Source organism: Ralstonia soli (assembly GCF_023955655.1).
Classification (GTDB): Bacteria; Pseudomonadota; Gammaproteobacteria; order Burkholderiales; family Burkholderiaceae; genus Ralstonia; species Ralstonia soli.
Map to the genome: position 1 here is coordinate 391,705 of NZ_JAMXHT010000004.1, position 25,148 is coordinate 416,852.

At 64.9% G+C, this 25,148-nt stretch carries 21 protein-coding genes; 9 read left to right on the top strand and 12 right to left on the bottom strand.

The features are described 5' to 3' along the window. Position 1: 1 nt before the first annotated feature. The 3 genes from smc to NG900_RS12105 form a co-directional block, all read right to left on the bottom strand. The gene (gene smc, locus NG900_RS12095; RefSeq protein WP_252680483.1) at positions 2-3,517 is read right to left on the bottom strand and encodes a chromosome segregation protein SMC; all 3,516 of its coding nucleotides are present in this window, start codon (positions 3,515-3,517) and stop codon (positions 2-4) included. 250 nt (positions 3,518-3,767) lie between these two features. Beyond that, complete coding sequence (locus NG900_RS12100) at positions 3,768-4,814, bottom strand: alpha/beta fold hydrolase (protein WP_252680485.1); 1,047 nt, start codon at positions 4,812-4,814, stop codon at positions 3,768-3,770. 37 nt (positions 4,815-4,851) lie between these two features. Continuing rightward, entirely contained in the window at positions 4,852-5,772 is a 921-nt protein-coding gene (locus NG900_RS12105; protein ID WP_252680487.1) for a DMT family transporter, read from the bottom strand. 128 nt (positions 5,773-5,900) lie between these two features. Between NG900_RS12105 and dapC the strand changes: the two genes are divergently transcribed. Genes dapC through prmB form a run of 7 tightly spaced genes read left to right on the top strand, consistent with a single transcriptional unit; the run spans position 5,901 to position 11,392 of the window. Further along, a complete protein-coding gene (gene dapC, locus NG900_RS12110) occupies positions 5,901-7,112 on the top strand; it encodes a succinyldiaminopimelate transaminase (RefSeq protein WP_252680917.1) in 1,212 nt (403 codons plus the stop codon). Positions 7,113-7,149: 37 nt separating this feature from the next. Next, the gene (gene dapD / locus NG900_RS12115; protein WP_252680489.1) at positions 7,150-7,977 is read left to right on the top strand and encodes a 2,3,4,5-tetrahydropyridine-2,6-dicarboxylate N-succinyltransferase; all 828 of its coding nucleotides are present in this window, start codon (positions 7,150-7,152) and stop codon (positions 7,975-7,977) included. 59 nt (positions 7,978-8,036) lie between these two features. Beyond that, positions 8,037-8,432, top strand: coding sequence for a hypothetical protein (locus NG900_RS12120; RefSeq protein ID WP_252680491.1), 396 nt, complete (start codon positions 8,037-8,039; stop codon positions 8,430-8,432). A 4-nt stretch (positions 8,433-8,436) separates the two neighbouring features. Further along, positions 8,437-8,781: an arsenate reductase gene (locus tag NG900_RS12125; RefSeq protein ID WP_252680494.1), complete on the top strand. Its 345-nt coding sequence runs from the start codon at positions 8,437-8,439 to the stop codon at positions 8,779-8,781. 15 nt (positions 8,782-8,796) lie between these two features. Next, entirely contained in the window at positions 8,797-9,948 is a 1,152-nt protein-coding gene (gene dapE, locus NG900_RS12130; protein WP_252680496.1) for a succinyl-diaminopimelate desuccinylase, read from the top strand. After that, positions 9,948-10,472 carry a class IV adenylate cyclase gene (locus tag NG900_RS12135; RefSeq protein ID WP_252680498.1) on the top strand — a complete coding sequence of 175 codons (525 nt, stop codon included), beginning with the start codon at positions 9,948-9,950 and terminating at the stop codon, positions 10,470-10,472. The genes dapE and NG900_RS12135 overlap by 1 nt, the downstream gene beginning before the upstream one ends. 17 nt (positions 10,473-10,489) lie before the next feature. Then, a complete protein-coding gene (prmB, locus tag NG900_RS12140) occupies positions 10,490-11,392 on the top strand; it encodes a 50S ribosomal protein L3 N(5)-glutamine methyltransferase (RefSeq protein WP_252680500.1) in 903 nt (300 codons plus the stop codon). Between the two features lie 305 nt (positions 11,393-11,697). Here the strand turns inward: prmB and NG900_RS12145 are convergent, their stop codons facing one another. The 9 genes from NG900_RS12145 to NG900_RS12185 form a co-directional block, all read right to left on the bottom strand. After that, positions 11,698-12,063: a chitin-binding domain-containing protein gene (locus tag NG900_RS12145; protein WP_252680502.1), complete on the bottom strand. Its 366-nt coding sequence runs from the start codon at positions 12,061-12,063 to the stop codon at positions 11,698-11,700. A 307-nt stretch (positions 12,064-12,370) separates the two neighbouring features. Beyond that, complete coding sequence (locus NG900_RS12150) at positions 12,371-13,186, bottom strand: M55 family metallopeptidase (RefSeq protein WP_252680503.1); 816 nt, start codon at positions 13,184-13,186, stop codon at positions 12,371-12,373. A gap of 9 nt (positions 13,187-13,195) precedes the next feature. Beyond that, entirely contained in the window at positions 13,196-14,221 is a 1,026-nt protein-coding gene (locus NG900_RS12155) for a DmpA family aminopeptidase (RefSeq protein ID WP_252680504.1), read from the bottom strand. Positions 14,222-14,231: 10 nt separating this feature from the next. Beyond that, positions 14,232-15,131, bottom strand: coding sequence for a glutathione ABC transporter permease GsiD (gene gsiD / locus NG900_RS12160; protein WP_252680506.1), 900 nt, complete (start codon positions 15,129-15,131; stop codon positions 14,232-14,234). Positions 15,132-15,141: 10 nt separating this feature from the next. Further along, complete coding sequence (gene gsiC / locus NG900_RS12165) at positions 15,142-16,065, bottom strand: glutathione ABC transporter permease GsiC (RefSeq protein WP_252680508.1); 924 nt, start codon at positions 16,063-16,065, stop codon at positions 15,142-15,144. 71 nt (positions 16,066-16,136) lie between these two features. Then, entirely contained in the window at positions 16,137-17,690 is a 1,554-nt protein-coding gene (gene gsiB, locus NG900_RS12170) for a glutathione ABC transporter substrate-binding protein GsiB (protein ID WP_252680510.1), read from the bottom strand. A 49-nt stretch (positions 17,691-17,739) separates the two neighbouring features. After that, positions 17,740-19,587, bottom strand: a complete 1,848-nt coding sequence (locus NG900_RS12175) for a dipeptide ABC transporter ATP-binding protein (RefSeq protein ID WP_252680919.1) — start codon at positions 19,585-19,587, stop codon at positions 17,740-17,742. Between the two features lie 68 nt (positions 19,588-19,655). Continuing rightward, on the bottom strand, positions 19,656-20,621 hold the full coding sequence (locus tag NG900_RS12180; RefSeq protein WP_252680512.1) for an isoaspartyl peptidase/L-asparaginase family protein: 966 nt from the start codon (positions 20,619-20,621) through the stop codon (positions 19,656-19,658). A 17-nt stretch (positions 20,622-20,638) separates the two neighbouring features. Next, positions 20,639-21,628 (bottom strand): MurR/RpiR family transcriptional regulator, encoded by a 990-nt coding sequence (locus tag NG900_RS12185; protein WP_252680514.1) that lies wholly within the window; start codon positions 21,626-21,628, stop codon positions 20,639-20,641. A gap of 247 nt (positions 21,629-21,875) precedes the next feature. On the opposite strand from NG900_RS12185, the gene NG900_RS12190 reads away from it, so the two are divergent. Together NG900_RS12190 and NG900_RS12195 are read left to right on the top strand one after the other, a co-directional pair. Next, positions 21,876-23,813 (top strand): ATP-binding cassette domain-containing protein, encoded by a 1,938-nt coding sequence (locus NG900_RS12190; protein WP_252680516.1) that lies wholly within the window; start codon positions 21,876-21,878, stop codon positions 23,811-23,813. A gap of 34 nt (positions 23,814-23,847) precedes the next feature. Next, entirely contained in the window at positions 23,848-24,954 is a 1,107-nt protein-coding gene (locus tag NG900_RS12195; RefSeq protein WP_252680518.1) for a CaiB/BaiF CoA transferase family protein, read from the top strand. Positions 24,955-25,148: the final 194 nt, after the last annotated feature.

Below are 25,148 nucleotides of genomic sequence, written 5' to 3' on the forward strand. Positions count from 1 at the left end.
TTTAGGCGGCCTCCGCCATGGTCAGCGCGGCATCCATATCCACCGCCACGATCCGGGACACGCCCTGTTCCTGCATGGTCACACCGATGAGCTGTTGCGCCATTTCCATCGCAATCTTGTTGTGAGAAATAAAAACGAATTGGGTCTTGTCGGACATGCGCTTGACCATGTTGGCGTAGCGCTCGGTGTTGGCGTCGTCCAGCGGCGCGTCCACCTCGTCGAGCAAGCAGAACGGAGCCGGGTTCAGCTGGAACATCGCGAACACCAGCGCAATCGCGGTCAGCGCTTTCTCGCCGCCCGACAGCAAGTGAATCGTCGAGTTCTTCTTGCCCGGCGGCTGCGCCATCACCTGCACACCCGCGTCGAGAATCTCTTCGCCGGTCATCATCAGCTTGGCCTGGCCCCCGCCGAACAGCGTCGGGAACAGCTCGCCAAAGTGATGGTTGACCTGGTCGAACGTGCCCTGCAGCAACGCGCGCGTTTCCTGGTCGATCTTGCGGATGGCGTCTTCCAGCGTGTTGATGGCATCGGTCAAGTCGGCCGACTGCGCGTCGAGGAAGCCCTTGCGCTCGCGCGCCGCGGCCAGCTCATCGAGCGCCGCCATGTTGACCGGGCCCAGCGCGTTGATAGCGTTGTTGATGCGCGTGACTTCGCCTTGCAGGTACGCGGGCTTCAGATCGCCCGTCAGACGTTCGGCCAGCGCGGCTTCGTCCACGTTGGCAGCCGTGAGCTGCTCCGTGAACTGTTCCTGGTTCAGGCGCGCGGCCTGTTCCTTCAACTGCAGTTCAGTGATGCGATCGCGCAGCGGCTGCTGTGCACGCTCGGCGGTCAGGCGCTGTTCGTCGAACGTGCGCAGCTGAGCGGACAGCGCGTCCAGTTCCGTGCGCGCAATCGTGAGCTTTTCTTCCTTCTCGGCGCGGCGTTCAAGCGCTTCTTGCAGGCCGGTGTGGGCGGTCTGCTCGTTGATGGTTTCCAGCTCGGCGCGCGCGTTTTCCAGCGTCAGCACGATCTGCTGTGCCTGATCGCTTGCCACCTGGATGTTGCGCTTGAGCTCGGCGATGCGGTTGCCCAGGTTGCGCTCGGCAAAGTGCGCCTCCTGCGCGCCACGCTCCAGGTCACGCAGCGCATTGCGCGCATCGCCCAGGCGGGCTTCCAGTGCTTCGAATGCCTGTTGGCTGTCTTCAAAGCGCGCCTGCATGTCGGCGAGTGCCGCATCGTGCTGCTCGAAGGTCGCCTCCGATTCTGCGCGGATGGCACGTTGCTCTTCGATCTGCGCGCGGATCTCTTCCAGCTCGCTGTCGATCTGGCCGCTGCGAGCGTTGTAGCGCTCCATGGCCTGCGAGAGCTTGAGCACGTCCATCTGCAGCACGTGCACGCGGCGCGTGGCCTGATCGGCGCGGGCACGCACATGCAGCAGCGCCTGGCTGGCCTGTGCGTAGGCCGCATCTGCACGCACGGCGGCACTCTTGGCTTCGTCCGACAGCAGCATCTGCGCGCGTACCTGCTTGTGCAGATTTTCGATTTCCTGCGCGCGGGCCAGCATGCCGGCCTGCTCGGAATCGGGCGCATACAACTGCACCGATGAGCGGCCGATCAAGTGGCCCGCCTTGACGACAAACGTGCCGCCTTCTGGCAGCGTCTGGCGGCCGCCAAGCGCATCCTGCATGTCGTCGGCGATATAGACGTCAGCCAGCCAGTCCTGCAGCACGGCGCGGATGCCCGGCTCGGTCACTTGCACCAGCGACATCAGCGGACGCAGCCCAGCCGGCGCCTCCACCGGACGCGCAGCCGGCGGCGGCGCATAGAACGCCAGCTTGGCGGGCGGCGCATCGGCGGCAAACGCCTTGATCCAGTCGAGGTTGGAAACCTCCAGCGCGCCAAGTTTTTCGCGCAGCACGGCTTCCAGCGCGGGCTCCCAGCCCTGCTCGATCTGCAGCTTCTTCCAGAAGCGCGGCAGCTCGCTCAGTTCGTGCTTGGCGAGCCAGGGCTGGACCTTGCCGTCGGTCTGCACGTTCTCCTGCAGTTGCTTCAATGCAGCGAGACGCGCTTCCAGGCTGGCGATGGCCGCAGCTTCGGATTGCACGCGGTCCTGTGCGGCACGGCGGGCTTCGTCGAGCTGGGGAAGCTGCGTCTCGGCATCTTCCAGTGCGGCTTGGGCTTCGGCCAAGACTTCTTCCTGCTCGGCCAGTTCGGCGCGCAGCGTTTCGAGCTGCACATCATCCGGCCTGTCGAGGCCGCTGGATTCCTGCGACAGACGCTCGCGCCGCTGCTCCAGTTGCAGAAGCGCCTGATCGGCGTTGCGTTGATGGGCGGCTTCAAGCTTGAGCGCCTGCTCCGATTGCAGGATGGCGGTGCGCTGGTCGTTCAGCGCGGTCTGCGCATCGCGCCATTGCGCCTCCAGGGCGGGCAGCTCGTCGGACTTGCGGGCGACTTCCTCGGCGGCCTGGGCGGCGCGCTCCTCTGCCATGGCGAGTTCTTCCTCGGCCGCGGCGAGATCTTCCTGCGCCTGCTCGCCCTGCGTGTGCCATTGGTCCTGCTGCGCAGTCAGCGTGGCGATTTGCTGCTGGATGCGGTTGCGCGATTCCACCACGTAGCGGATCTCGGCCTCGAGGCGGCTGACCTCCGAGTTCGCCTCATAAAGCGCGCCCTGCGCGGCATGCATCGCGTCGGAGGATGCATAGTGCGCCGCGCGCATCGTTTCCAGCTCCGCCTCAATGTGGCGAAGCTGCGCGGTCTGCGCCTCGAGGTCGATCTGCGCTTGCGAGATCGCGCGCTGATGGCGTTCCTGCTCGCCTTGCGCTTCACGCTTACGCAGCAGCCACAGCAGGTGCTGTTTCTCTTCGCCGTCGGCCTGCAGGGCCTGGAAGCGCTGCGCAACTTCCGCCTGGCCCTCGAGCTTTTCGAGATTGGTGCCGAGTTCGCGCAGGATGTCTTCCACGCGCGTGAGGTTTTCGCGCGTGTCGGACAGGCGGTTTTCAGTTTCGCGGCGGCGTTCCTTGTACTTGGACACACCCGCGGCTTCTTCCAGGAAGATGCGCATGTCATCGGGCTTGGCCTCGATGATGCGCGAGATCATCCCCTGCCCGATGATGGCGTAGGCGCGCGGCCCGAGGCCCGTGCCGAGGAAGATGTCCTGGATGTCGCGGCGGCGCACCGCCTGGTTGTTGATGAAGTACGACGACGTACCATCGCGGCTCAGCACGCGCTTGACCGCCACTTCGGCGTACTGGCTCCACTGGCCGGCGGCGCGGCCTTCGGCGTTGTCGAACACGAGTTCGACGCTGGCCCGGCCAGCCGGCTTGCGCTGCGTGGAGCCGTTGAAGATGACGTCCTGCATCGATTCGCCGCGGAGTTCCGCAGCGCGTGATTCGCCGAGCACCCAGCGCACGGCGTCGATGATGTTGGATTTACCGCAACCGTTCGGGCCGACGATGCCGACGAGTTGGCCCGGAACGTGGAAATTGGTCGGATCGACGAAAGACTTGAAGCCTGCGAGCTTGATCGAGGAGAGGCGCACGTTGTGTTCGTCTCGAAGGGATCAGAAGAAGTGATAAAGCGGGCGCCCGAGGAACGCGCCGTTACCGTCACATCAGCGCCATACGACGCGGGATGGCAAGGCGCGCCCCAGGGGCGCGGACGGCGTCATCATACCATTCGCACCCCAGCGCTCCGCCAATCAAATCGCTACAAAAATGGACGAAATTTGCAGCGTTGGCGAGTGAATTGCTGCGGATTTGTCAGCAGTTTCGCCTTCCGGACAAATTCTGTCAGTCCGGCCGGCGTGTGCGCGGAGGTTCTGAGCTGGCCAGCCAATCGAGTAGCGCTTTGTGCAGCGCATCAGGATCCTGGATCTGTGGCGCATGGCCCGCATCGGGAAATTCCACCAGCGTTGCGCGCGGGATGGCCTTGGCAGTCACACGGCCCAACTCAGGATAGTTGCCCAGGCGGGCCCGCACCTCCGGCGGTGCGGTGTCCTTGGCGATGGCCGTGGTGTCTTTCTGGCCGATCAACAACAGCGTCCACGGGCGCAACTGGCCGAACTCATACACCACGGGCTGCGTGTAGATCATGTCGTAGAGCAGCGCCGAGTTCCACGCCACCAGATCCCGCCCCGGGCCGCGGTACATGCCGGCCAGCATCTGAACCCACGGTTCGTAGTCCGCGCGCCAAAGGCCCGCGTAGTAGGTGGACCGTTCATAGGCGCGGATACGCTCGGCGGTGGTTTGCTTCTCGCGCGCAAACCACTGGTCGACCGTCATGGGCGGCACCCCCTTGGCCTTCCAGTCTTCCAGGCCGATCGGGTTGATCATCACCAGCCGCGATACCGCCTTCGGATACATCAGCGCATAGCGCGTCGCCAGCATGCCGCCCGTCGAATGGCCGATCACGATGGCCTGCTCAATGCCTAGCGAGGTCAGCAACGCATGCGTGTTGTAGGCCAACTGCTGGAACGAGTACTGATACGCCTGCGGCTTGCTGGATTTGCAGAAGCCGATCTGGTCTGGCGCGATCACGCGGTAGCCGGCGCCCGTCAGCGCGGCAATCGTGCCTTCCCACGTGGCCGCGCAGAAATTCTTGCCGTGCAGCAGCACCGCCACCTGACCGTTGGGCTGCTTTGGCGCGACGTCCAGGTACGCCATTTCCAGCGCGTTGCCCTGCGACTCGAACGGGAAGCGCTTGACGGGGGCCGGGTAATCGAAGCCTTCCAGCCTCGGCCCATACGCGGGGCCGCCCTCTGCGGGTGCCGCCTGGCCCACTGCGGACGCCATCGACAGCGCCGCCGTTAGCACCACGCAAATCGAACGAAACAACATCGGCAATCCCTCGGTTGGTTTATGGAACATCGGACGCCTACTTGCGCCGCACCAGCCCCGACAACGCGCCCGCCAGGATGATGCACGCGCCGCCCGCCATCTCCTGCGCAGACAGCCGCTCCGACGTGAGCAGCGCCGACGACACCGCCGCCACCACGATCTCGAACAGCATCAGCAGCGCCGCACGATTGGCCGGCAGGCGCTGCAGCCCGCGCTGCACCAGCGTGTTGCCACCCACCAGCACGCACGCCATGCCGGCCAGCAGCAACCACGTATTGCCTTGCGCAAACGCCATCGGCACCGCCTGCACGCCATCGAGCAACCACGCTGCCGGAAAGCCCACCAGCGCGCAGCCGGTGAAGACGACCACCGTGCGCATCTCCGGCCGCATCGTCGGATGACGCTGCCCCGCCAGGCGAGACAGCACGTTGTTGCACGCAAACGCGAGCCCCGCGACCAGCCCGGCCCATTCCGCCGCAGAACCCGGCCACGGCGTGCCGGCCTCGCCCGACCACAGCATCATCATCGCCCCCGACAGCGCCAGTGCGAGCAGCGCACCGCCGCGCCAGCCCAGCCGCTCATGCAGCCACAGGCGCGCCAGCAGCGCCGTCCATACAGGGGTGAGATAGAACAGGAGCAGCACACGCATCACCATGCCGTGCACCGTGCCCCATACGAAACCGGCGTTGGTGACACCCGCCGCCAGCCCCAGCGCCGGAATCAACCACGACCACTGGAATGTCGGAAAGTGACGGCGCAGCACCACGGCAGCCAGCACGGCCGCCGCCGCCCCCGTCAGTGACGAGGCCAACATGCTGCCCAAGCCCCACCCCGCCAGCAGGCGGTACGGATACCAGGAAATGCCCCAGACCGAGGCGCCCAGCAGGATGAAGAGCGCGGCCGTCCATTGCGGCTCGTGGTGGGCGGCGGTGTCCGCCGGTGAAGCAATCGTTGTCATGTGGCCAATAAAAAACGGCGGGAAACCGCCGCCTTCTGCAATGTCTTGGAGTGGCCAACACACGTTGGCCGTATAATTTCGGGCTTCCCGCCAAGCGCCGAGCCTGGCTCACCAACCCTGCCCGCACCGTGAATCCGCGCCTGTCCGCCCTGCAGCCGTATCCGTTCGAGAAACTGAAAGCGCTCGTCAAGGACGTGACGCCCAGCGCCGCCCATACGCCGATCAGCTTCGGCATCGGCGAGCCCAAGCACCCGACGCCTGCGCTGATCAAGGACGCCCTCGTGGCCGCGCTCGGCGGGCTGGCGAATTATCCCACGACGATCGGCTCGGATGCACTGCGACAGTGCATCGCCGGTTGGCTGGAGCGTCGCTATGGCCTGCCGAAGGTCGATCCGGCCACGGAGGTCATCCCCGTCAATGGCTCGCGTGAGGCACTGTTCTCGTTCGCGCAGACCGTGATCGACGGCAGCAAGCCCGGCGCGCGCGTGCTGTGCCCGAACCCGTTCTATCAGATCTACGAAGGCTCGGCCCTGCTGGCCGGTGCGACACCGCTGTTCGCCAACAGCAATCCGGCACGCAATTACGCGCCCGACTTTGACTCGATCACGCCGGAAGAATGGCGCAACGTGCAGCTCGTCTTCGTGTGCAGCCCGGGCAACCCCACCGGCGCCGTGCTCACGCTGGAAGACTGGAAGCAGCTTTTCGCGCTGTCCGACGAATACGGCTTCATCATCGCGTCGGACGAGTGCTATTCCGAAATCTATTTCGACGAGGCCAACCCGCCGCTGGGCGCGCTGCAAGCCGCGCATCAACTCGGCCGCGGCTTTGACCGGCTGGTGATGTTCTCGAGCCTGTCCAAGCGTTCCAACGTGCCAGGCATGCGCTCGGGCTTCGTGGCGGGCGACGCCAAGCTGCTCAAGGCCTACCTGCTGTATCGCACGTATCACGGCAGCGCGATGAGCCCGTCGGTGCAATCCGCTAGCATCGCTGCGTGGAACGACGAGGCCCATGTGCGCGACAACCGCGCGCAGTACGTCAAGAAGTTCCAGCAAGTCACGCCGATGCTGGCCGAGGTGCTGGACGTGGCCCTGCCCGATGCGGCCTTCTACCTGTGGGCCAACGTCAAACGGACGGGCCTGTCGGACACCGAATTCGCACGCCAGTTGCTGGCCGCCAAGAACGTCGCCGTGCTGCCGGGCAGCTACCTCGCCCGCGAGGCGCACGGTACGAACCCCGGCCAGGACTACGTGCGCATCGCCCTGGTGGCTGGCGTGGACGAATGCCTGGAAGGCGCGCGCCGAATCGTCGACTTCTGCGTTGATTTCTGCCAGCAACGCTAACCCCTTTTCTGTTCCCTCTTCGAGAGCCAACAAGACCATGACGCAACAACTGCAATCCCTGATCGACCAAGCGTGGGAAGACCGCGCCAACCTGTCGCCCAAGGCCGCTCCGGCCGATGTCCGTGAAGCTGTGGCCAACGTGATCGCCCAGCTCGACAAGGGCGCACTGCGCGTGGCCGAGAAGAAGGACGGCGAGTGGGTCGTCAACCAGTGGATCAAGAAGGCCGTGCTGCTGTCGTTCCGCCTGGAAGACAACGCGCCGATGGCCGCAGGCGGCTTCACGCAGTTCTACGACAAGGTGCCGAGCAAGTTCGCCAACTACACGGCGGAAGACTTCGCAGCAGGCGGCTTCCGCGTGGTGCCGCCGGCCGTGGCGCGCCGTGGCTCGTTCATCGCCAAGAACGCCGTGCTGATGCCGTCGTACGTCAACATCGGCGCCTATGTGGATGAAGGCACGATGGTCGACACGTGGGCCACTGTGGGCTCGTGCGCTCAGATCGGCAAGAACGTTCACCTGTCGGGTGGCGTGGGCATCGGCGGCGTGCTGGAGCCGCTGCAGGCCAACCCGGTCATCATTGAAGACAACTGCTTCATCGGCGCACGTTCGGAAGTGGTGGAAGGCGTGATCGTTGAAGAGAACTCGGTGATCTCGATGGGCGTGTACCTGGGCCAGTCGACCAAGATCTACGACCGCGAAACCGGTGAAGTCAGCTACGGCCGCATCCCGGCGGGCTCGGTGGTGGTGGCGGGCAACCTGCCGAGCAAGGACGGCACGCACAGCCTGTACTGTGCCGTGATCGTCAAGAAGGTCGACGCCAAGACGCGCGCCAAGGTTGGCCTGAACGAGTTGCTCCGCGGCGACTAAATAGGAACGGTAGGCGTGTCGTGTAGTCTGACCGGCACGCCAACCAACCTGAACGCAGCATGTCTGGAAAACTCGACAAACTGCGCCAACGCATCATGGGTCTTGATCCGAACACCATCGGTACTGTCTTGTCTTTGCTGCCCACCATCCTGGAGCAGGCGAACAAGACCATCGACAAGTTCAAGAACCGCAAGAAAGCCGGTACCGACGCTGCGCGCGCAGAAGGTGCCGCGCCTGACCTGAATACCCAAAGCGCACGGATTGCCGAGCTGGAAGCGGCGATCCTCCAGCAGGCCGAATCCGTCAAGCTCCTGGCCGAGCAGCACGCCATCACCATCGACGCCCTGCGCGATGAAGCCGCGCGGCTCGAACGCCGTCTCAAGCGCATGACATGGCTGGCCGCCATCGGTTTTGTGCTGGCCATCGCGGCGCTCATCGTCGCCACCCAACATTGACACCATGACGACACTGCACGGCATCCCCAATTGCGACACCGTGAAGAAGGCCCGCACGTGGCTCGAATCGAACGGCGTTGCGTACACCTTCCACGATTTCAAGAAACAGGGCGTGAGCGCCGATATGCTGGCCGGCTGGCTCAAGCATGTGCCGCTCACCACGCTGCTCAACCGCAAGGGCACCACGTGGCGCGCACTGTCGGATGCCGACAAGGCCCGCGCTGAAGACGAAGCCGGCGCGATTGCGCTGATGCAGGCCAACCCGTCGCTGATCAAGCGGCCGGTGCTGGTGCATGGCGGCGCCGTCAACGTCGGTTTTTCGGCAGACCAATACGCCAACCTGTTCTGATTCTTTGCTCTCATCATGCAGCCCACGCTTGCCCTCACTGAAGACCTGATCCGCCGCCGCTCCGTCACGCCCGAAGACAAGGGCTGCCAGGACGTGCTGATCGAACGCCTGACCGCCGCCGGCTTCACATGCGAAACCGTGGTCAGCGGCCCGGACCACTTTCGCGTGACCAACCTGTGGGCCGTCAAGCGCGGCACGGCCGGCACCGCAGGCAAGCTGCTCGTCTTCGCAGGCCACACCGATGTGGTGCCGACCGGCCCCGTCGAGCAATGGCACTCCGACCCGTTCGAACCCACGCACCGCGACGGCAAGCTCTACGCCCGCGGCGCGGCAGACATGAAAACGTCCATCGCCGGCTTCGTGGTGGCCTCGGAAGAATTCGTCGCCAAGCACCCGGACCACGCCGGCTCGATCGGCTTCCTGATCACCAGCGACGAAGAGGGCCCGGCGCACGACGGCACCGTCAAGGTGTGCGATCTGCTGCGCGCACGGGGCGAGCGCCTCGACTACTGCGTGGTGGGCGAGCCGACCTCGGTGTCGACGCTCGGCGACATGGTCAAGAACGGGCGACGCGGTTCGTTGTCGGGCAAGCTCACGGTGAATGGCGTGCAGGGCCACATCGCGTATCCGCATCTGGCCAAGAACCCGATCCACCTAGCCGCGCCGGCGCTGGCTGAACTCGCTGCCGCCACCTGGGACGACGGCAACGGATACTTCCCGCCGACCACCTGGCAGATGTCGAACATCCACGGCGGCACAGGCGCGACGAACATCATCCCGGGTCACGTCACGATCGACTTCAACTTCCGCTTCTCGACGGCCAGCACGCCGGATGGCCTGAAGGCCCGCGTGCACGGCATCCTCGATGCCCACGGCCTCGACTACACGCTCGACTGGACGCTGGGCGGCGAGCCCTTCCTGACCGAGCGTGGCGATCTGTCCGAAGCCCTCTCGGCCGCCATCCAGGCCGAGTGCGGCGTGACCACCGAACTGTCGACCACCGGTGGCACGTCGGACGGCCGCTTCATCGCAAAGATCTGCCCGCAGGTGATCGAGTTCGGCCCGCCGAACGCGAGCATCCACAAGATCGACGAACACGTCGAGGTGGCCTTTATCGAGCCGCTGAAGAACGTGTATCGCCGCGTCTTGGAAACATTGATTGCCTGATGGCACGCAACGTCGAGATCAAGGCGCGTGTGCGCGATGTGGCGGCGCTGCTCGAACGCGCTGCCGCCATCGCCGATTCGGGCCCCGAGCGCATTGATCAGGACGACACGTTTTTCGCCTGCGCCAACGGGCGCCTGAAGCTGCGGCAGTTCTCACCCGAGCGCGGTGAGTTGATCCACTACTTCCGCGCCGACAGCACCGGCCCGCGCGTCTCGAATTACCACATCGTGCCGACTGCGGCGCCCGATGCCTTGCGCGACACGCTGGCCGCCGCCATCGGCACTGCTGGCCGCGTCATCAAGGTGCGTCAGCTCTATCTCGCCGGGCAGACGCGCATTCATGTCGATGCCGTCAAAGACCTCGGCGATTTCGTCGAACTCGAAGTCGTGCTGCACGATGAGCAATCCGAAGACGACGGCGTGGAGATCGCCCACCAACTGATGCAATCGCTCGGCATTGCCGAGGCCGATCTGCTCGACGTGGCCTACGTCGACCTGCTGGCCGCCAAACAACAACCGCGTTGAACCACAACCCGCCGAACATGACCACGCCCACCCTGCCCGCCTCCCATCCGTTCACCACGGTGCGCGACCTGCTGCGCTACGCCGTGTCGCGTTTCACTGCTGCCGGCCTCGTCTTCGGCCACGGCAGCGAGAACGCCTACGACGAAGCCGCCTACCTGATCCTGCACACGCTGCACCTGCCGATCGACACGCTGGAGCCGTTCATGGACGCGCGCCTGCTGCCCGAGGAAGTGGCCGCCGTGCTCAAGGTGATCGAGCGCCGCACTGTCGACCGCGTGCCCGCCGCGTACATCACGCACGAGGCGTTCATGCACGGCATGCGCTTCTACGTGGACGAGCGCGTGATCGTCCCGCGCAGCTTCATCGGCGAACTGCTCGAAGAAGGCCTGGAACCTTGGATCGACCAGGAAGACGGCCCGACCGATGTGCTGGAGCTGTGCACCGGCTCGGGTTGCCTGTCGATCCTGGCTGCGCTGCAATGGCCAAACGCGACCATCGACGCAGTGGACCTGTCGCCGGATGCGCTGGTGGTAGCCAATCGCAATGTCGACGATTACAAGCTGGAAGACCGCATCCGCCTGCACGAGGGCGACCTATATGCGCCGCTGCCCCCGGGCGTGCACTACGACGTGATCCTGACCAATCCACCGTACGTGAACGAAACCTCGATGCAGGCGCTGCCGCCCGAGTACCGCGCCGAGCCGCACATGGCCCTGGCCGGCGGCACCGACGGCATGGACATCGTGCGCCGCATCCTGGCCGATGCGCCGCGCCACCTGAAGCCGCATGGCGTGCTGGTGGTGGAGATCGGCAACGAGCGCGAGAACGTTGAAGCCGCGTTCCCGGATTTGGACCTGATCTGGCTGCCGACCAGTGCGGGTGAAGACCAGGTCTTCCTGGTGACGCGCGAGGCGCTATAAGTGTGTGGCGTTCCGAACCCGACAGTTCAGGTCCGGAACGCGAGGTTTGAGGTTCAGCAACACCAGACGCCGGGCTCAAAGCTCGGCGTTTCGCGTTTCGGACGCCGTGGTTGAGGTTCCGGACTCGTTGCGTCGGGTTCTGAACCTCAACGGGCCGGGTTCCGGACCTGGCATTCCGGGTTCAGCGCGTCTTGATTGCTGTTCTGAACCTCACATTCCGAGTTTGGAACCCGGCGTTTGAGGTTCGTAACGCGGCGCGTCGAGTGCAACGCTCGATGACGACCGCAGCTGCCGCTGCAATGGCGTCAGGACCGGACTTCGTCGCACGCGTCTTTCACGACGCAGATCGAAAAGCGCTTATCAAACACCTGGCCGCTCGGGCAGTGGTCGAAGACGGCTTGCAACTGGGCGTCACACGTGGCGTAAGCCGTGGTGCAATTGGTGCGTACGGGCTGCTTCGGGCCTCGGTTGGTGCCGTCGTCGATCATGAAGCGCGCGGACGGTGCGGGGCACTTGAATTCGGCGGCGGCCTTGGCCAGCGCTGCTGCGGCCTTTTCGGCTTTGGTGGTTTGCGGCGTGGGCGGACTGGACGGGGATGGGCGGCGGTCGCAGGCCGTTACCGTTACTGCTAGCGCACACAGCAGCGTGGTGAGTGTGAGTGCGCGGGTCATGGGGGGCTCCTTCGGGGTTGGATAGCCTGAAGTTTACGCTTGGGTGTGCGTTTTGGGTCCACCCCTGTTTCGTCCCCTGCCGGGGCCGACCTACTTTCTTTGTCTTGCCAAAGAAAGCTAGGCAAAGAAAGGCGCGCCCGAGATGGCGACTTCCCCTTGAATTTCTGTAACCGGGCGGAGACGGGAAAAACTCGCTGCGCTCAGACAGTTTCCCGTCTTTTTTCCGCCCGCTTACAGAAATTCAAGGCGCCATCTAGGGCAGGTACGGCCAAACCATCTGGGCGCGCGCGTTAGCGTCTTTGTGTTCTCAACGGAGCATCGCGGACATGGCGGAGAGGCTGTTGAGCATGCGTACGGCATGTTCGACGGAATCCGCTGCGAAACGCAGCATCGTGCCATCCATGCGTTCCAATGCTGGCCACTGGCAAAAGAGGTCAGCCAGTGCGGGCGTTTGCGTCTGCAGGCGGCACACGATCGGCGCCGGGATGCGCAGCGGCATGCTGAAGTGCCCACGCTGCACGGCCGCCTTGACGGCCGCGTAAATCGCTTCGCACGATTCCTCGGGCGAGAGTGATGTCCCTGCGTTTTGCCCTTCAGCCTGCTTGGTCTCGACAAACGTGGTGTGCGGCAGCAGCGGCTTGGTCTCTTTGATGAAGACATCGTCGCCGCTGGCAACGGCCACGGGCACACCGCGTTCGCCGGCGAGTGCGCCGTAGATGCCCGCCTCGCCCAGTTCCTGCTCGTTGAACCAGACGCGCGTGAAGGCGAAGCTGTTGATGGTGTGCGCGAGCACACCGCGGCTGCCGGCGCGAGCGTGGTAGCCGATCATGCAGACAGCGTCGCAGCCATCCACCCCGGCCATCATGCTCAGGTAGCGCGGTTTGCCGAGGACAAAGCGTGCGCGGCGGTCGATTGACTCGGGGATGAGGTTGCGGAAGCCGCCGTGCGAATCGTTGACAAGCACTTCCGTGGCACCGCCGTCGAAGGCACCGCGCACGGCGGCATCGGCCTCGGCGGTCATCCAGCGGCGGGCGCGTTCGTATTCGCCATTGCCGGCGCGCGTCTGCTCGGGGTGGAAGACGTTGGCCACGCCTTCGATGTCGGCGGAAATCAGGATGCGCATGAGGTCAGATCAGATCAATTCGGTCAGGGCGCGGCGCGTGTGGCCGTCGCGGCCGGTCACGGCGGTTGCGTGGAAAAGCGCGTGCACGATGGCCTGCTCCACGCTGTCGGCGGCGGCCTGGAACAGCGGGTCGAGGTGCGATTCGTGCGTCATGGCGATGGCCGGCATGGCACGCGTGCCTTGATGCGGCACGGTGTAGGCCGTGGAAAACGCCAGTGCAATATCACCGCTGCCATGGCCGTAGACGGAGCCGGTACGTGCCAGGCCCGCCCCCGCGCGCAAGGCGAGGCGGCGCAACTGGCGCGCATCGAGCGGCGCATCGGTGGCGAGCAGCATGATGATCGAGCCCTTCTCGGGCTCGGGCTTGGCGGCGTCCAGTGCCTTCGCTAGCTCTGCGCCGATGTGGCGCCCGGCCAGCGTCAGGTTTTCCGTCACGCCAAAGTTGGAGAGCACGAGCGCGCCTACGGTGCGTTGCGTGCCGTCGGCCAGCGACGCCACGCGCGAAGCGGAGCCGATGCCGCCCTTCACGCCAAACGACGACATCCCCCGCCCTGCACCGACCGCGCCCTGCTCGAAGGTCTCGGCAGCAGCGGCATACGCGGCCTCGTAATGCACATCCTGCACGGCAAACGCCTGCAGGTCATTCAGGTAGCCGTCATTGCATTCGAAGACGAGCGGATTGACGGTCGGCCATTCACGCCCGATCTGCGGGTTGGCGGCCACGGCCTGGCGGATCTGTGCCCGTGCCACGGCACCCACGGCAAACGTGTTGGTCAGCGCGATCGGCGTTTCCAGTACGCCCAGCTCTTCCACCTGCACGAGGCCGACACTCTTGCCGAAGCCGTTGATGACGGCGCAGGCGGCGGGGACCTTGTCGACGAAGGGGTCACCGGCGTGCGGGCGCACCACGGTCACGCCGGTCTGGATGTCGCCGCAAGCAAGCGTGGCGTGGCCGACGGTCACGCCGGTCACATCCGTGATGCTGTTGCGCGGCCCGGCCGGCAGTGCCCCGATGGTGGGAAGACTGATGGACATCAGGGACATCTCAACGGCGGTCGATCTTCGGGTCCAGCGCGTCGCGCAGGCCGTCGCCCAGCAGGTTGAACGCCAGCACGGTCAGGAAGATCGCCAGGCTCGGGAAGATCGCCACGTGCGGTGCCGTCACCATGTCAGCGCGGGCTTCGTTGAGCATCGCGCCCCACTCCGGCGTCGGCGGCTGTGCGCCAAGGCCCAGGAACGACAGGCTGGCGGCCGTGATGATCGAGGTGCCAATCCGCATCGAGAAATACACGACGATGGACGAGATCGTGCCCGGCAGGATGTGCCGCATGATGATCGTCCAGTCCGATGCGCCGATGCTGCGGGCGGCTTCCACATACGTCAGATGCTTGAGCATGAGCGTGTTGCCGCGCACCAGCCGCGCAAACGCCGGGATGCTGAACACCGCCACGGCAAAGATCACGTTGATCATGCCGTTGCCCAGGATGGCCACGATGCCGATGGCCAGCAGAATGCCCGGGAAGGCGAACAGCACGTCGGAGATGCGCATGACGATGCGATCCCACCAGCCTTCGTAGTAACCGGCGAGCAGGCCGAGCATGGTGCCCACGATGGCGCCGATGATGACCGACACGAAGCCCGCTTCCAGCGAGATGCGCGTGCCCATCAGGATGCGGCTGAAAATGTCGCGGCCGAGCGAATCGACGCCGAACCAATGCTGCGCCGACGGCCCTGCGTTGAGCGCGTCGTAGTCGAAATAATTTTCCGGGTCGAACGGCACGATGTGCGGCGCGAGGATGGCGACCACCACCAGTGCGATCACGAACACACCGGCGCCCATCGCCAGATGCTGCTTGCGGAACTTGCGCCAGAACTCGCTCCACGGCGTGCGGACGGGTTCGGTGGCGGCTTGCGGGGCGACGGCCTGGCTTGCGACTTGTGTCATGGCGGTCTCCTTACTTCTTGTAGCGGATGGTCGGGTTGATGACCGTGTACAGCACGTCCACCACCAGGTTGATCAGGATGAATTCCAGCGAGAACAGCAGCACCTCGGCCTGGATGACCGGGTAGTCGCGCATCTCCACCGCATCCACCAGCAGCCGCCCGAGGCCCGGCCAGTTGAACACCTTCTCCACCACGATCGAGCCGCCCAGCAGGAAGCCGAACTGCAGGCCCATCATGGTCACCACCGGGATCATCGCGTTGCGCAGGCAATGCTTGATGACCACCACCGTTTCGCGCACGCCCTTGGCACGGGCCGTGCGCACGAAATCTTCCTGCAACACCTCGACGAACGATGCGCGGGTGAAGCGCGCCATCACGGCGGCCACCGCGGCGCCCAGCGTGAGCGACGGCAGGACGTAGTGCTTCCAGGTATCCGCGCCGATGGACGGCAGCCAGCCGAGCTGCACCGAGAACACTTCCATTAGCAGCATGCCCAGCGCGAAAGCGGGAAACGAGATACCGGACACGGCCAGCGTCATGCCCAGCCGGTCCGGCCACTTGTTGCGCCACACGGCGGAGGTAATGCCGATCACCATGCCGAAGATCACTGCCCACACCATGCTGGCGATGGTGAGGTTGAGCGTCGGCCAGAAGCGCTCGCCGATCTCCTCGCTCACCGGGCGTTTGGTGCGGATGGAGTTGCCAAACTCGCCGCGCACGGCATTCGCGAAGAAGCGCACGAACTGCTCGTGCATCGGCTTGTCCAGACCCAGATCGGCGCGGACCAGCTCGACGGTGGCCGGGTCGGCTTCAGGGCCGGCGGCCAGTCGCGCCGGGTCGCCCGGCAACAGGTGCACGAACAGGAACACCAGCACTGCCACGATCAGCAGCGTCGGGATCACGCCCAGCACACGTTTAATGAAGTAGTTCAGCATGGCAAATCCACCGCAGGCGGAAATTCTGGTGGCCCGCGCAAGGGCTGCGCGGGCCGGTACAACCGTGAGACTTATTGCTTGATGTCGATATCGTCAAAGCTGAACGAACCGTCCGGCGCCACGTAGGCACCCGACAGACGCTTGGAGCGTGCGTAGACGATCTTTTCCGTCACCAGGAAGGCCCACGGCGCGTCTTCCCAGATGTGCTTCTGGGCGTCGGTGTACATCTTGGTCTTGATGCCGCGATCGGTCGTATGCAGCGCGCCAGCGATGTCGGCGTCAACCTGGTCGTTCTTGTAGTACGCCGTGTTGAACGAGCGCGGCGGGAACGACTCGGACGCCAGCAGCGGACGCAGTGCCCAATCGGATTCCGCCGTCGACGAGGACCAGCCCGTGTAGTACATGCGCACGCCGGCATCTTCCGGTTTCTGCACGCTCTCGACGCGCTCCACGCGCTGGCCGGCTTCCAGTGCCTGCACCTGCGCCTTGATGCCAACCTGCGCCAGTTGCTGCTGCACGAACTGGATGATCTTCTGCGCCGTCGTGTGGTTGTAGGCCGACCACAGTTGCGTCTCGAAACCGTTGGGGTAACCGGCTTCCTTCAGCAGCTCTTTCGCCTTGGCTGGGTCATACGGCCACGGGCCCAGCTTGACGGCGTAGTCCACGCCCGGGGGCACCACGCCTTCGGCCGGCACTGCGTAGCCCGAGAAGGCCACCTTGGTCAGCGCATCCTTGTTGATGGCGTAGTTGATGGCCTGGCGCACCTTCGGGTTGTCGAACGGCTTCACACGCGTATTGAACGTGATGTAGCGCTGGATGATCGACGGCGAGGCAATCAGGTCCACCTTCGCGCTGCCCTTGAGCACCGCAGCCTGCTCAAACGGAATGCTGAACGCGAAGTCGGCTTCGCCCGTCTGCATGACCGTGGCACGCGTGTTGTTGTCCACCACCGGCTTCCAGGTGATGGTGTCGATCTTGGGCAGGCCACGCTTCCAGTAGCCGTCGAATTTCTTGCCCTTCAGGTAGTCGGTCTGCTTCCACTCGACGAACTCGAACGGACCGGTACCCACCGGGTGGAAGGCGATGTCCTTGCCGTACTTCTGCAGCGCGGCCGGCGAGATCATGGCCGCCGACGGGTGCGCCAGCACGTTGATGAACGGCGAGAACGGCTCTTTGAGCGTCACGCGCGCCGTGTTGGCGTCCACCACTTCAGTCTTGGCCACGCGGTTGAACAGCGTGTAGCGCTTGAGCTTGTTGGCCGGATTGGTCACGCGGTCCAGGTTGGCCTTGACGGCGTTGGCATCGAACGTGGTGCCGTCGTGGAATTTCACGCCCTTCTTCAGCTTGAACGTGTAGACCAGGCCATCCTTGCTCACGTCATAGCTGTCGCACAGCACGTTGACCAGCTTCAGGTCCTTGTCCAGGCCGAACAGGCCTTGATAGAACGACTTGGTAGCGCTGAACGACAGCGTGTCTTGCGCGTCGTACGGGTCCATCGTGGTGAAGGTCGAGTAGACCGCCATCACAGCGTCCTTGGCGGCAAAGGCCGGCATGGTGAATGCCGCCAGGGCCAGGCCGCTGGCAACCATGGCTGCGCGCGGGCCGAAAGCAAAGCGATTGAACATTTCCTACCTCCTCAACAAAGATGACGTCTTACTGCGTTCTGTATTGCGATTAATACGCACCGCCAATGGAATGACGGGCAACAAAGTGGTCTGGCGCCACTTGCACCAACGGCTGCACCACCGGCAGGTCGCCAACGGCGCGGATAGGGCTGGGAATTTCGTGTGTGGAAAGCTCGCGCTTCAGGTGTCGGCGCGCCGGGTCCGCAATCGGCACGGCCGACATCAGCTTCTTCGTGTACGGGTGCTGCGGGTTCTCGAAGATCGCGCGGCGCGGGCCGATCTCGACGATCTGGCCCAGGTACATCACCGCCACGCGATGGCTGATGCGCTCCACCACCGCCATGTCGTGCGAGATGAACAGGAACGCGACGCCAAATTCCTTCTGCAGATCGAGCATCAGGTTGACGATCTGCGCCTGGATGGACACATCGAGCGCAGACACCGATTCGTCGGCAATCACGACCTTCGGGTTCAGCGCCAGCGCGCGTGCGATACAGATGCGCTGACGCTGTCCACCCGAGAACTCGTGCGGATAGCGCGACGCATGCGCGGCCTGCAGGCCCACCTTGTCGAGCAGCCATTCCACACGTTGCTGCGCCTCTTTGCCGGACGCCACCTTATGCACCAGCAGCGGCTCCATGATGGAGTAGCCGACTGGCACGCGCGGGTCCAGCGAGGCGAATGGGTCCTGGAAGATGAACTGGATGTTTCGGCGAAGCGTCTGGAGCGCAGGCCCCTTCAACTCGCCGATGTTCTGGCCGGCAAATTCAATGCTCCCGCTCTGGCTGTCCACCAGACGCAAGAGCGACCGTCCCGTCGTCGACTTGCCGCAGCCCGATTCGCCGACCAGCGCCAGCGTCTCACCAGGGTAGAGATCAAAACTGACCTGCTCCACGGCATGCACCCGGCGCGTGACGCGGCCGAAGATGCCCGTGGGCACGTCAAAGCGCGTGACGAGATCACGCACGCGCAGAATGGGTTGTACGTCATGCGGGGCCGCCGGTTGCGGTGTCGTATCGACTGCCGCCGCCGTGCCGTCCACGCGCAACAGCGGGAAGCGCGCGGGGCCATCGGTGCCCTCCATCGCCCCCAGACGCGGCACGGCCGACAGCAGCGCACGCGTGTACGGATGCGCCGGCTGCGCAAACACCGTGGCCGACGGGCCCTCCTCCACGCGGTCGCCCTTGTACATGACGAGCACGCGGTCGGCCACTTCGGCCACCACGCCCATGTCGTGCGTAATGAACACCACGGCCATGTGCAGTTCCTGCTGCAACGCGCGGATCAGTTGCAGGATTTCCGCCTGGATGGTCACGTCCAGCGCGGTGGTCGGCTCGTCCGCAATCAGCAGCGACGGCTTGCACGACAGCGCCATCGCAATCATCACGCGCTGGCGCATGCCGCCGGACAGTTGGTGCGGATAGCGCCCCAGCACATTGCGCGCTTCTGGAATGCGCACCAGCTCAAGCATGCGCAGCGCTTCGGCCTTGGCCTCACTGGACGACTTGCCCTGATGCAGACGGATCGACTCGGCAATCTGCTCGCCCACGGTAAAGACCGGGTTGAGCGAAGTCATCGGCTCCTGGAAGATCATCGCGATGTCGGCGCCGCGCACGTTGCGCATATCGGACTGGCTGGCATTCACCAGATCCACCACCTCGCCGTTGCGACGACGCAGATGCATCTGCCCGCCGACGATCTTGCCGCCGCCGTGCTCCACCAGCCGCATCAGCGCCAGCGATGTGACCGACTTGCCCGAGCCCGACTCCCCCACCACAGCGAGCGTCTCGCCGCGGTCCACATGGAACGACAGGTTGCGCACCGCGTCGACCACACGCTCGGACGTGGCAAAGCGCACGCTCAAGTCCTGCACCTGCACGATGCGTTGATCGGGCATCGCAATCGTGGTGTTGGCGGTTTGCTGTTTGGTGGCACTCACGGCAACTCTCCTGCTTTCCTACGTGCTTAGCGGTAGATCGACACAACGGGCGCTTCCGCCCCACGCACGAACCCGCGGTACATCCCTTCGGTGTTGAACGGCAAGGCGACATTGCCCTGCGCATCCACGGCGATCATCCCGCCGCGCCCTTCGATGGCGACGAGCTTGCGCATGACCACGTCGTCGCCCGCATCGGCCAGCGACTTGCCGGCGTATTCCATCTGCGCGGCCACGTCGTAGGCGGCCACAGCGCGGATGAACATCTCGCCCGTGCCCGTGCACGACACCGCCGCCACGTTGTTCGCAAAGCAGCCCGCACCGACGATCGGCGTATCGCCCACGCGTCCGACCTTCTTGTTAGTGACGCCGCCGGTGGACGTTGCCGCGGCCAGGCGGCCCTGCGCATCGCATGCCACGGCGCCGACGGTGCCGAACTTGGTGTCTGGGTCGATAGGCGCGCTTTCCTTAGCCATGAGCGATGCAGCGTCGTGGTCGAGGAACATCGCCATGCCGTCTTTCTGGCGGGCGCGCTGCCACTGGGCGGTGCGCGCTTCCGTGTAGTAGTACTCGGGCTCGACGAATTCCAGCCCCTGCGCCTTGGCAAAGGCTTCGGCACCTTCGGAGGTGAACAGCACGTGCTCGCTGTGCTCCATCACGGCACGCGCAGCCAGGATCGGGTTGCGCAGGCGTTTGACGCACGTCACGGCACCAGCGGCCAGCGTGGCGCCGTCCATGATCGACGCGTCGAGTTCATACGTGCCGGCGCTGGTCAGCACTGCGCCCTTGCCGGCGTTGAACAGCGGGCATTCCTCCAGCAGGCGCACGGCTTCGGTCACGGCGTCCAGCGCACTGCCGCCGTCGACAAGGATGCGCTGGCCAGCGGCCAGGATGTCGTTGAGCGCCTGTTGGTAAGCGACTTCCTTATCGGCGCTCATGTCCGAGCGGGTGATGGTGCCGGCGCCGCCGTGGATGGCAAGAATGGGCGTGATCATGCTTGGCTTGGTGAAAATCAGTTTTCAAGGGTGCGCTTGCGGCGGCGCCCCGGCGTGGGAGTGGTGATGGCGGCGTCGGCGGACGCATTGCCGCGCGACGTCTGTCCGGTATGCAGCCACGGCAGCACGAATGCGGTCAGGCGTTCAGCCGATTCGAGCGAATGCGCCGAACGATGCGCCACCGCACCACACAGCGCCTCGAACAGCGCCACCGCAGCCGTGTCGGACGTCGCCGAGAACTGCCGCTCCGTACGCGCATACAGCGCAATGTGGGCCAGCGGTGCCAGCGGCGAGGTCGGGCCGTCGGTCAATGCCAGCACCTGGCAACCCTGATCGACGGCCTGCTTGGCCAGGGTGATCGTATCGGCGGCGTAGCGCGGGAACGCGATGGCGATCAGCAGATCCTTCGCCCCGATCTTGCGCAGTTGGCGCGCAGCATCTGATGCCCCGCCCGGCTGCGAGACGGAAATCACCGTGTCGCAATACAAATCCAGCCCATGGCGCAGCAGACCCGCAAGGTAGCCGCTGGCGCCAAAGCCCATTACGTAGATGCGCTGTGCACCCAGGATGGCATCCACCGCACGCTCGCAGGCAGCGGCGTCGAGCATGCGGCGCGTGGCGTCGAGGTTGGCGATGTCTTCGTTCAGCGACGCAGCAAAGATTTCCGCGCTGGTGGCCGGGCGGGCCAGCTCGTGACGCAGTTTCTCGACCGGTGCGAGCGTTGCCTCAAAGCCGCGCAGGAGTTCCGAGCGAAACTGCGGGTAGCCGTCGAAGCCCAGCGCCAGCGCAAAGCGGTTGGCCGTGGCAATCGACATCTCCACCGCAGCGGCAAACTCGTCGATGCGCATGGTGGCGGCGCGAAACGGGTTCGCCAGCACGTATTCCGCCATGCGTTGGTGCGCCGGCGTGAGCGTGGCAAGCGCTGCCCCAATGCGCTCGGAGACCGTCGCATCAGCGGCAAATGCGCCTTTCGACACATCCGTACGCTTGCTGGTGGGTTTTGCCATGAGTCGGGGCCGTGAAAATTTTGTGTAAATGTATTTTCACGAATCGTGCATGTAAAGAAAAAAACTTTCATGAAGACCTATGGTTTTCCCTAGGTCAAAAGCGGGTGCACAGATTGCGGGCGAGCGCCGCCTCATCACGGTGCGATGCACCAGTCCAAACGATCCGAATTGACCCTGAGGCGCCAGGATCGTGCGCCGCAGCAGGCTACAATCGCACCCTTCTTCGATTGTCTTAAGCGCAGTTTTCGTGATCCGATTCGACGACCTCGTCCTCCAGCGCGGCACCAAGGTGCTGTTCGACCACGCCACCGCCACCCTCAACCCCGGTGAACGGGTCGGCCTTGTCGGCGTGAACGGCAGCGGCAAATCCACGCTGTTTTCGATGCTGCGCGGCGAGCTGCACGCCGACGGCGGCGAAGTCGCCATCCCACCCACCTGGCAGGTCGCCCACGTGGCGCAGGAAACGCCCGCAGTCGATCGCAGCGCGCTGGACTACACGCTCGACGGCGACACTCGTCTGCGCGACATCGAACGCCGCCTGGCCGCCGCCGAAGCCGCCCACGACGGCCACGCGCAAGCCGAAGCCCACACCGCCTTTGCCGATGCCGATGGCTACACCGCCCCGGCGCGTGCCCAGGCGCTGCTGCTCGGCCTCGGCTTCACGATGGCGCAGACCACGCAGCCGGTGGCGAGCTTCTCCGGCGGCTGGCGCATGCGTCTGAACCTGGCACAGGCGCTGATGTGCCCGTCCGACCTGCTGCTGCTCGATGAGCCCACCAACCACCTGGATTTGGACGCCGTGGTCTGGCTGGAAGACTGGCTCTCCCGCTACCCCGGCACGCTGGTGATGATTTCGCATGACCGCGAATTCCTCGACAGCGTGTGCAACGTCACGCTGCATATCGAGCACCAGAAGCTCAAGCGCTACGGCGGCAACTACACGCAATTTGAGACGCAGCGCTTGCAGCAGATGGCGTTGCAGGAAGCGTCCTACGCGCGCCAGCAGAAGCAGATCGCGCATCTCGAATCGTTCATCACGCGTTTCAAGGCCAAGGCCAGCAAAGCCAAGCAGGCGCAGAGCCGCGTCAAGGCGCTGGAGCGCATGGAACGCCTCGCGCCCGTGCACGCGGCGGCGGGCTTCTCGTTTGAATTCCGCGAGGCCGATGCGGCACCCAACCCGATGCTCACGTTCGAGGGCGTCGATTGCGGCTATCCGGGCCCGAGCGAAGACCAGCCCATCACCATCCTCAAGCATCTGACGTTCTCGATCCAGACCGGTCAGCGCATCGGCCTGCTGGGCGCCAATGGTCAAGGTAAATCGACGCTGGTGAAAACGCTGGCGGACACGCTGGCGCCGCTCTCAGGCACGATCCGCCGTGGCAAGGGCCTGCAGATCGGCTACTTCGCCCAGCACCAGTTGGAAACGCTGGACGACAACGCATCCCCACTGCTGCATCTGGCGCGCCTCGCGCCCGATGTGCGTGAACAGGAACTGCGCGATTTCCTCGGCAGCTTCAACTTCCGCGGCGACATGGCGACTGCGCCCATCGCCCCGTTCTCCGGCGGCGAAAAGGCGCGCCTCGCGCTCGCGCTCATCGTCTGGCAACGCCCCAACCTGCTGCTGCTCGACGAGCCGACCAACCATCTGGATCTCGACACGCGTGAAGCGCTGACGATGGCGCTCGCCCAGTTCGACGGCACGCTGATCCTCGTCTCGCACGACCGGCACCTGCTGCGCGCCACGACCGACCAGTTCCTGCTCGTCGGTCAAGGCACCGTCGCCCCGTTCGACGGCGACCTGGACGACTACCGCGACTGGCTGCTCAAGCAGGCCGCCGCCAAGCGTGCCGCCGCCAGCGCGCCGACGGCCTCCGCCGACACGGATGGCACGCCCACCGCCAACCGCCGCGACCAGAAACGCGAAGAAGCCGCCGAGCGCCAGCGCCTGAATGCGCTGCGCAAACCACTGCAAAAGGACGTCGACGCCATCGAAAAGCGCATGGCACCGCTGCAGAAGGAGAAGGCCGAACTCGAGGCGTTCCTGGCCGACGGCGCCGCGTACGAGGAAGCCAACAAGACGCGCATGATGGAAAGCCTGCGCCGCCAGGCCGAAGTGAACAACGAACTCGACGAGTTGGAAGAGCGCTGGCTCGAACTGCACGAACAACTCGAACAGATCAGCTAAGGCTGGCGTGTCCGGCCAATCAGGAGACGCTTGAATGACATCCCCCTCGCCGGACACCGCCACGCATCAACCGCTGGCCGGCGTGCGCGTACTCGATCTCACGCGCCTGCTGCCCGGCCCTGCCGCCACGCGCCATTTGGCTGATCTGGGCGCCGAGATCATCAAGATTGAAGACCCCGGCCCCGGCGACTACGCCCGCGACATGATGCGCTCGCCCGCCGACCGCGCGGCCGAACGCCCGAGCCTGTTCTTCCGCTCACTCAATCGCAGCAAGACCGAACTGCGGCTCGACCTCAAGCTCGCAGAAGACCGCGAAGCCCTCATCGAGCACGTGCGCCATGCCGACGTGCTAATCGAGAGTTTTCGCCCCGGCGTCATGGCGCGCCTCGGCGTCGGTTGGGACACCCTGCGCGCCGCCAATCCGGCACTCGTCATGTGTTCCATCAGCGGCTACGGCCAGGACGGCCCGCTCGCGCAAGCCGCCGGCCACGACATCAACTACGTCGGCTACGCGGGCATGCTGGATCAACTCTCCAGCGCAGACGGCACGCCCATCGTGCCGAATGTGCAAATCGGCGACCTGTTGGGCGGCGCGTTAACGGCGGTGGTCGGCATCCTCGCAGCGTTGGTCGATGCCCGCGCCACAGGACGTGGCCGCTACATCGACGTGTCGATGACGGATTCCGTGTTCGCGCACAACCTGATGGCGTTTTTTGCCGTCGGCGCGCGCGGCAAAGCCAGCCCCGCCGGCACCGACCTGCTCAACGGCGGCGTACCGTGCTACGGCGTGTATCGCACGGCGGATGATCGCTTCATGGCCGTCGGCGCGCTGGAATTGAAGTTCTGGCAGGCGATGTGCGATGTCATCCGCAAGCCCGAATGGAAAGACAAACACTGGGCGCTCGGCCAGCGCGTCGGCGGGGAAGACGCGCAGTCGATGCGCAACGAACTCGCCGCGCTGTTCCTCACCGCCACACAGGCCGAATGGATCGCGCGTTTCGCCAATGCCGATTGCTGCGTCACCCCCGTGCTGCGCATGGAAGAAGCGATGCAGCACCCGCTCTTCACCGAGCGCAACAGCGTGGTAAAGGAGAACGGCGAGCCCGTACAGCTCGCCCTGCCGCTACGCTTCAAGGACTAGCGACAGTCACCGAAACCACGTGCGCGGGCGAATACGCCAGCACCACGATGGTTTGGCCGTTGATGCCCTAGATGGCGCCTTGAATTTCTGTTGCAGAGAGGAAAAGCAGTGCAGGCCTGTCTGAGCGAAGCGAGTTGCCTGCACTCCCTCTCTGCGACATAAATTCAAGGAATGGGTCGCCATCTCGGGCGCGC

What these genes read in the sequence shown, in the direction of transcription:
- NG900_RS12135 (WP_252680498.1), top strand. Translation starts at nt 9,948, where the DNA reads ATGGCACGCAACGTCGAGATCAAGGCGCGTGTGCGCGATGTGGCGGCG.
- dapD (WP_252680489.1), top strand. Translation starts at nt 7,150, where the DNA reads ATGACGCAACAACTGCAATCCCTGATCGACCAAGCGTGGGAAGACCGC.
- NG900_RS12195 (WP_252680518.1), top strand. Translation starts at nt 23,848, where the DNA reads ATGACATCCCCCTCGCCGGACACCGCCACGCATCAACCGCTGGCCGGC.
- NG900_RS12145 (WP_252680502.1), bottom strand. Translation starts at nt 12,063, where the DNA reads ATGACCCGCGCACTCACACTCACCACGCTGCTGTGTGCGCTAGCAGTA.
- NG900_RS12175 (WP_252680919.1), bottom strand. Translation starts at nt 19,587, where the DNA reads ATGCCCGATCAACGCATCGTGCAGGTGCAGGACTTGAGCGTGCGCTTT.
- NG900_RS12125 (WP_252680494.1), top strand. Translation starts at nt 8,437, where the DNA reads ATGACGACACTGCACGGCATCCCCAATTGCGACACCGTGAAGAAGGCC.
- dapE (WP_252680496.1), top strand. Translation starts at nt 8,797, where the DNA reads ATGCAGCCCACGCTTGCCCTCACTGAAGACCTGATCCGCCGCCGCTCC.
- NG900_RS12155 (WP_252680504.1), bottom strand. Translation starts at nt 14,221, where the DNA reads ATGTCCATCAGTCTTCCCACCATCGGGGCACTGCCGGCCGGGCCGCGC.
- NG900_RS12150 (WP_252680503.1), bottom strand. Translation starts at nt 13,186, where the DNA reads ATGCGCATCCTGATTTCCGCCGACATCGAAGGCGTGGCCAACGTCTTC.
- NG900_RS12100 (WP_252680485.1), bottom strand. Translation starts at nt 4,814, where the DNA reads ATGTTGTTTCGTTCGATTTGCGTGGTGCTAACGGCGGCGCTGTCGATG.
- NG900_RS12105 (WP_252680487.1), bottom strand. Translation starts at nt 5,772, where the DNA reads ATGACAACGATTGCTTCACCGGCGGACACCGCCGCCCACCACGAGCCG.
- NG900_RS12185 (WP_252680514.1), bottom strand. Translation starts at nt 21,628, where the DNA reads ATGGCAAAACCCACCAGCAAGCGTACGGATGTGTCGAAAGGCGCATTT.
- gsiC (WP_252680508.1), bottom strand. Translation starts at nt 16,065, where the DNA reads ATGCTGAACTACTTCATTAAACGTGTGCTGGGCGTGATCCCGACGCTG.
- NG900_RS12120 (WP_252680491.1), top strand. Translation starts at nt 8,037, where the DNA reads ATGTCTGGAAAACTCGACAAACTGCGCCAACGCATCATGGGTCTTGAT.
- prmB (WP_252680500.1), top strand. Translation starts at nt 10,490, where the DNA reads ATGACCACGCCCACCCTGCCCGCCTCCCATCCGTTCACCACGGTGCGC.
- gsiB (WP_252680510.1), bottom strand. Translation starts at nt 17,690, where the DNA reads ATGTTCAATCGCTTTGCTTTCGGCCCGCGCGCAGCCATGGTTGCCAGC.
- NG900_RS12180 (WP_252680512.1), bottom strand. Translation starts at nt 20,621, where the DNA reads ATGATCACGCCCATTCTTGCCATCCACGGCGGCGCCGGCACCATCACC.
- gsiD (WP_252680506.1), bottom strand. Translation starts at nt 15,131, where the DNA reads ATGACACAAGTCGCAAGCCAGGCCGTCGCCCCGCAAGCCGCCACCGAA.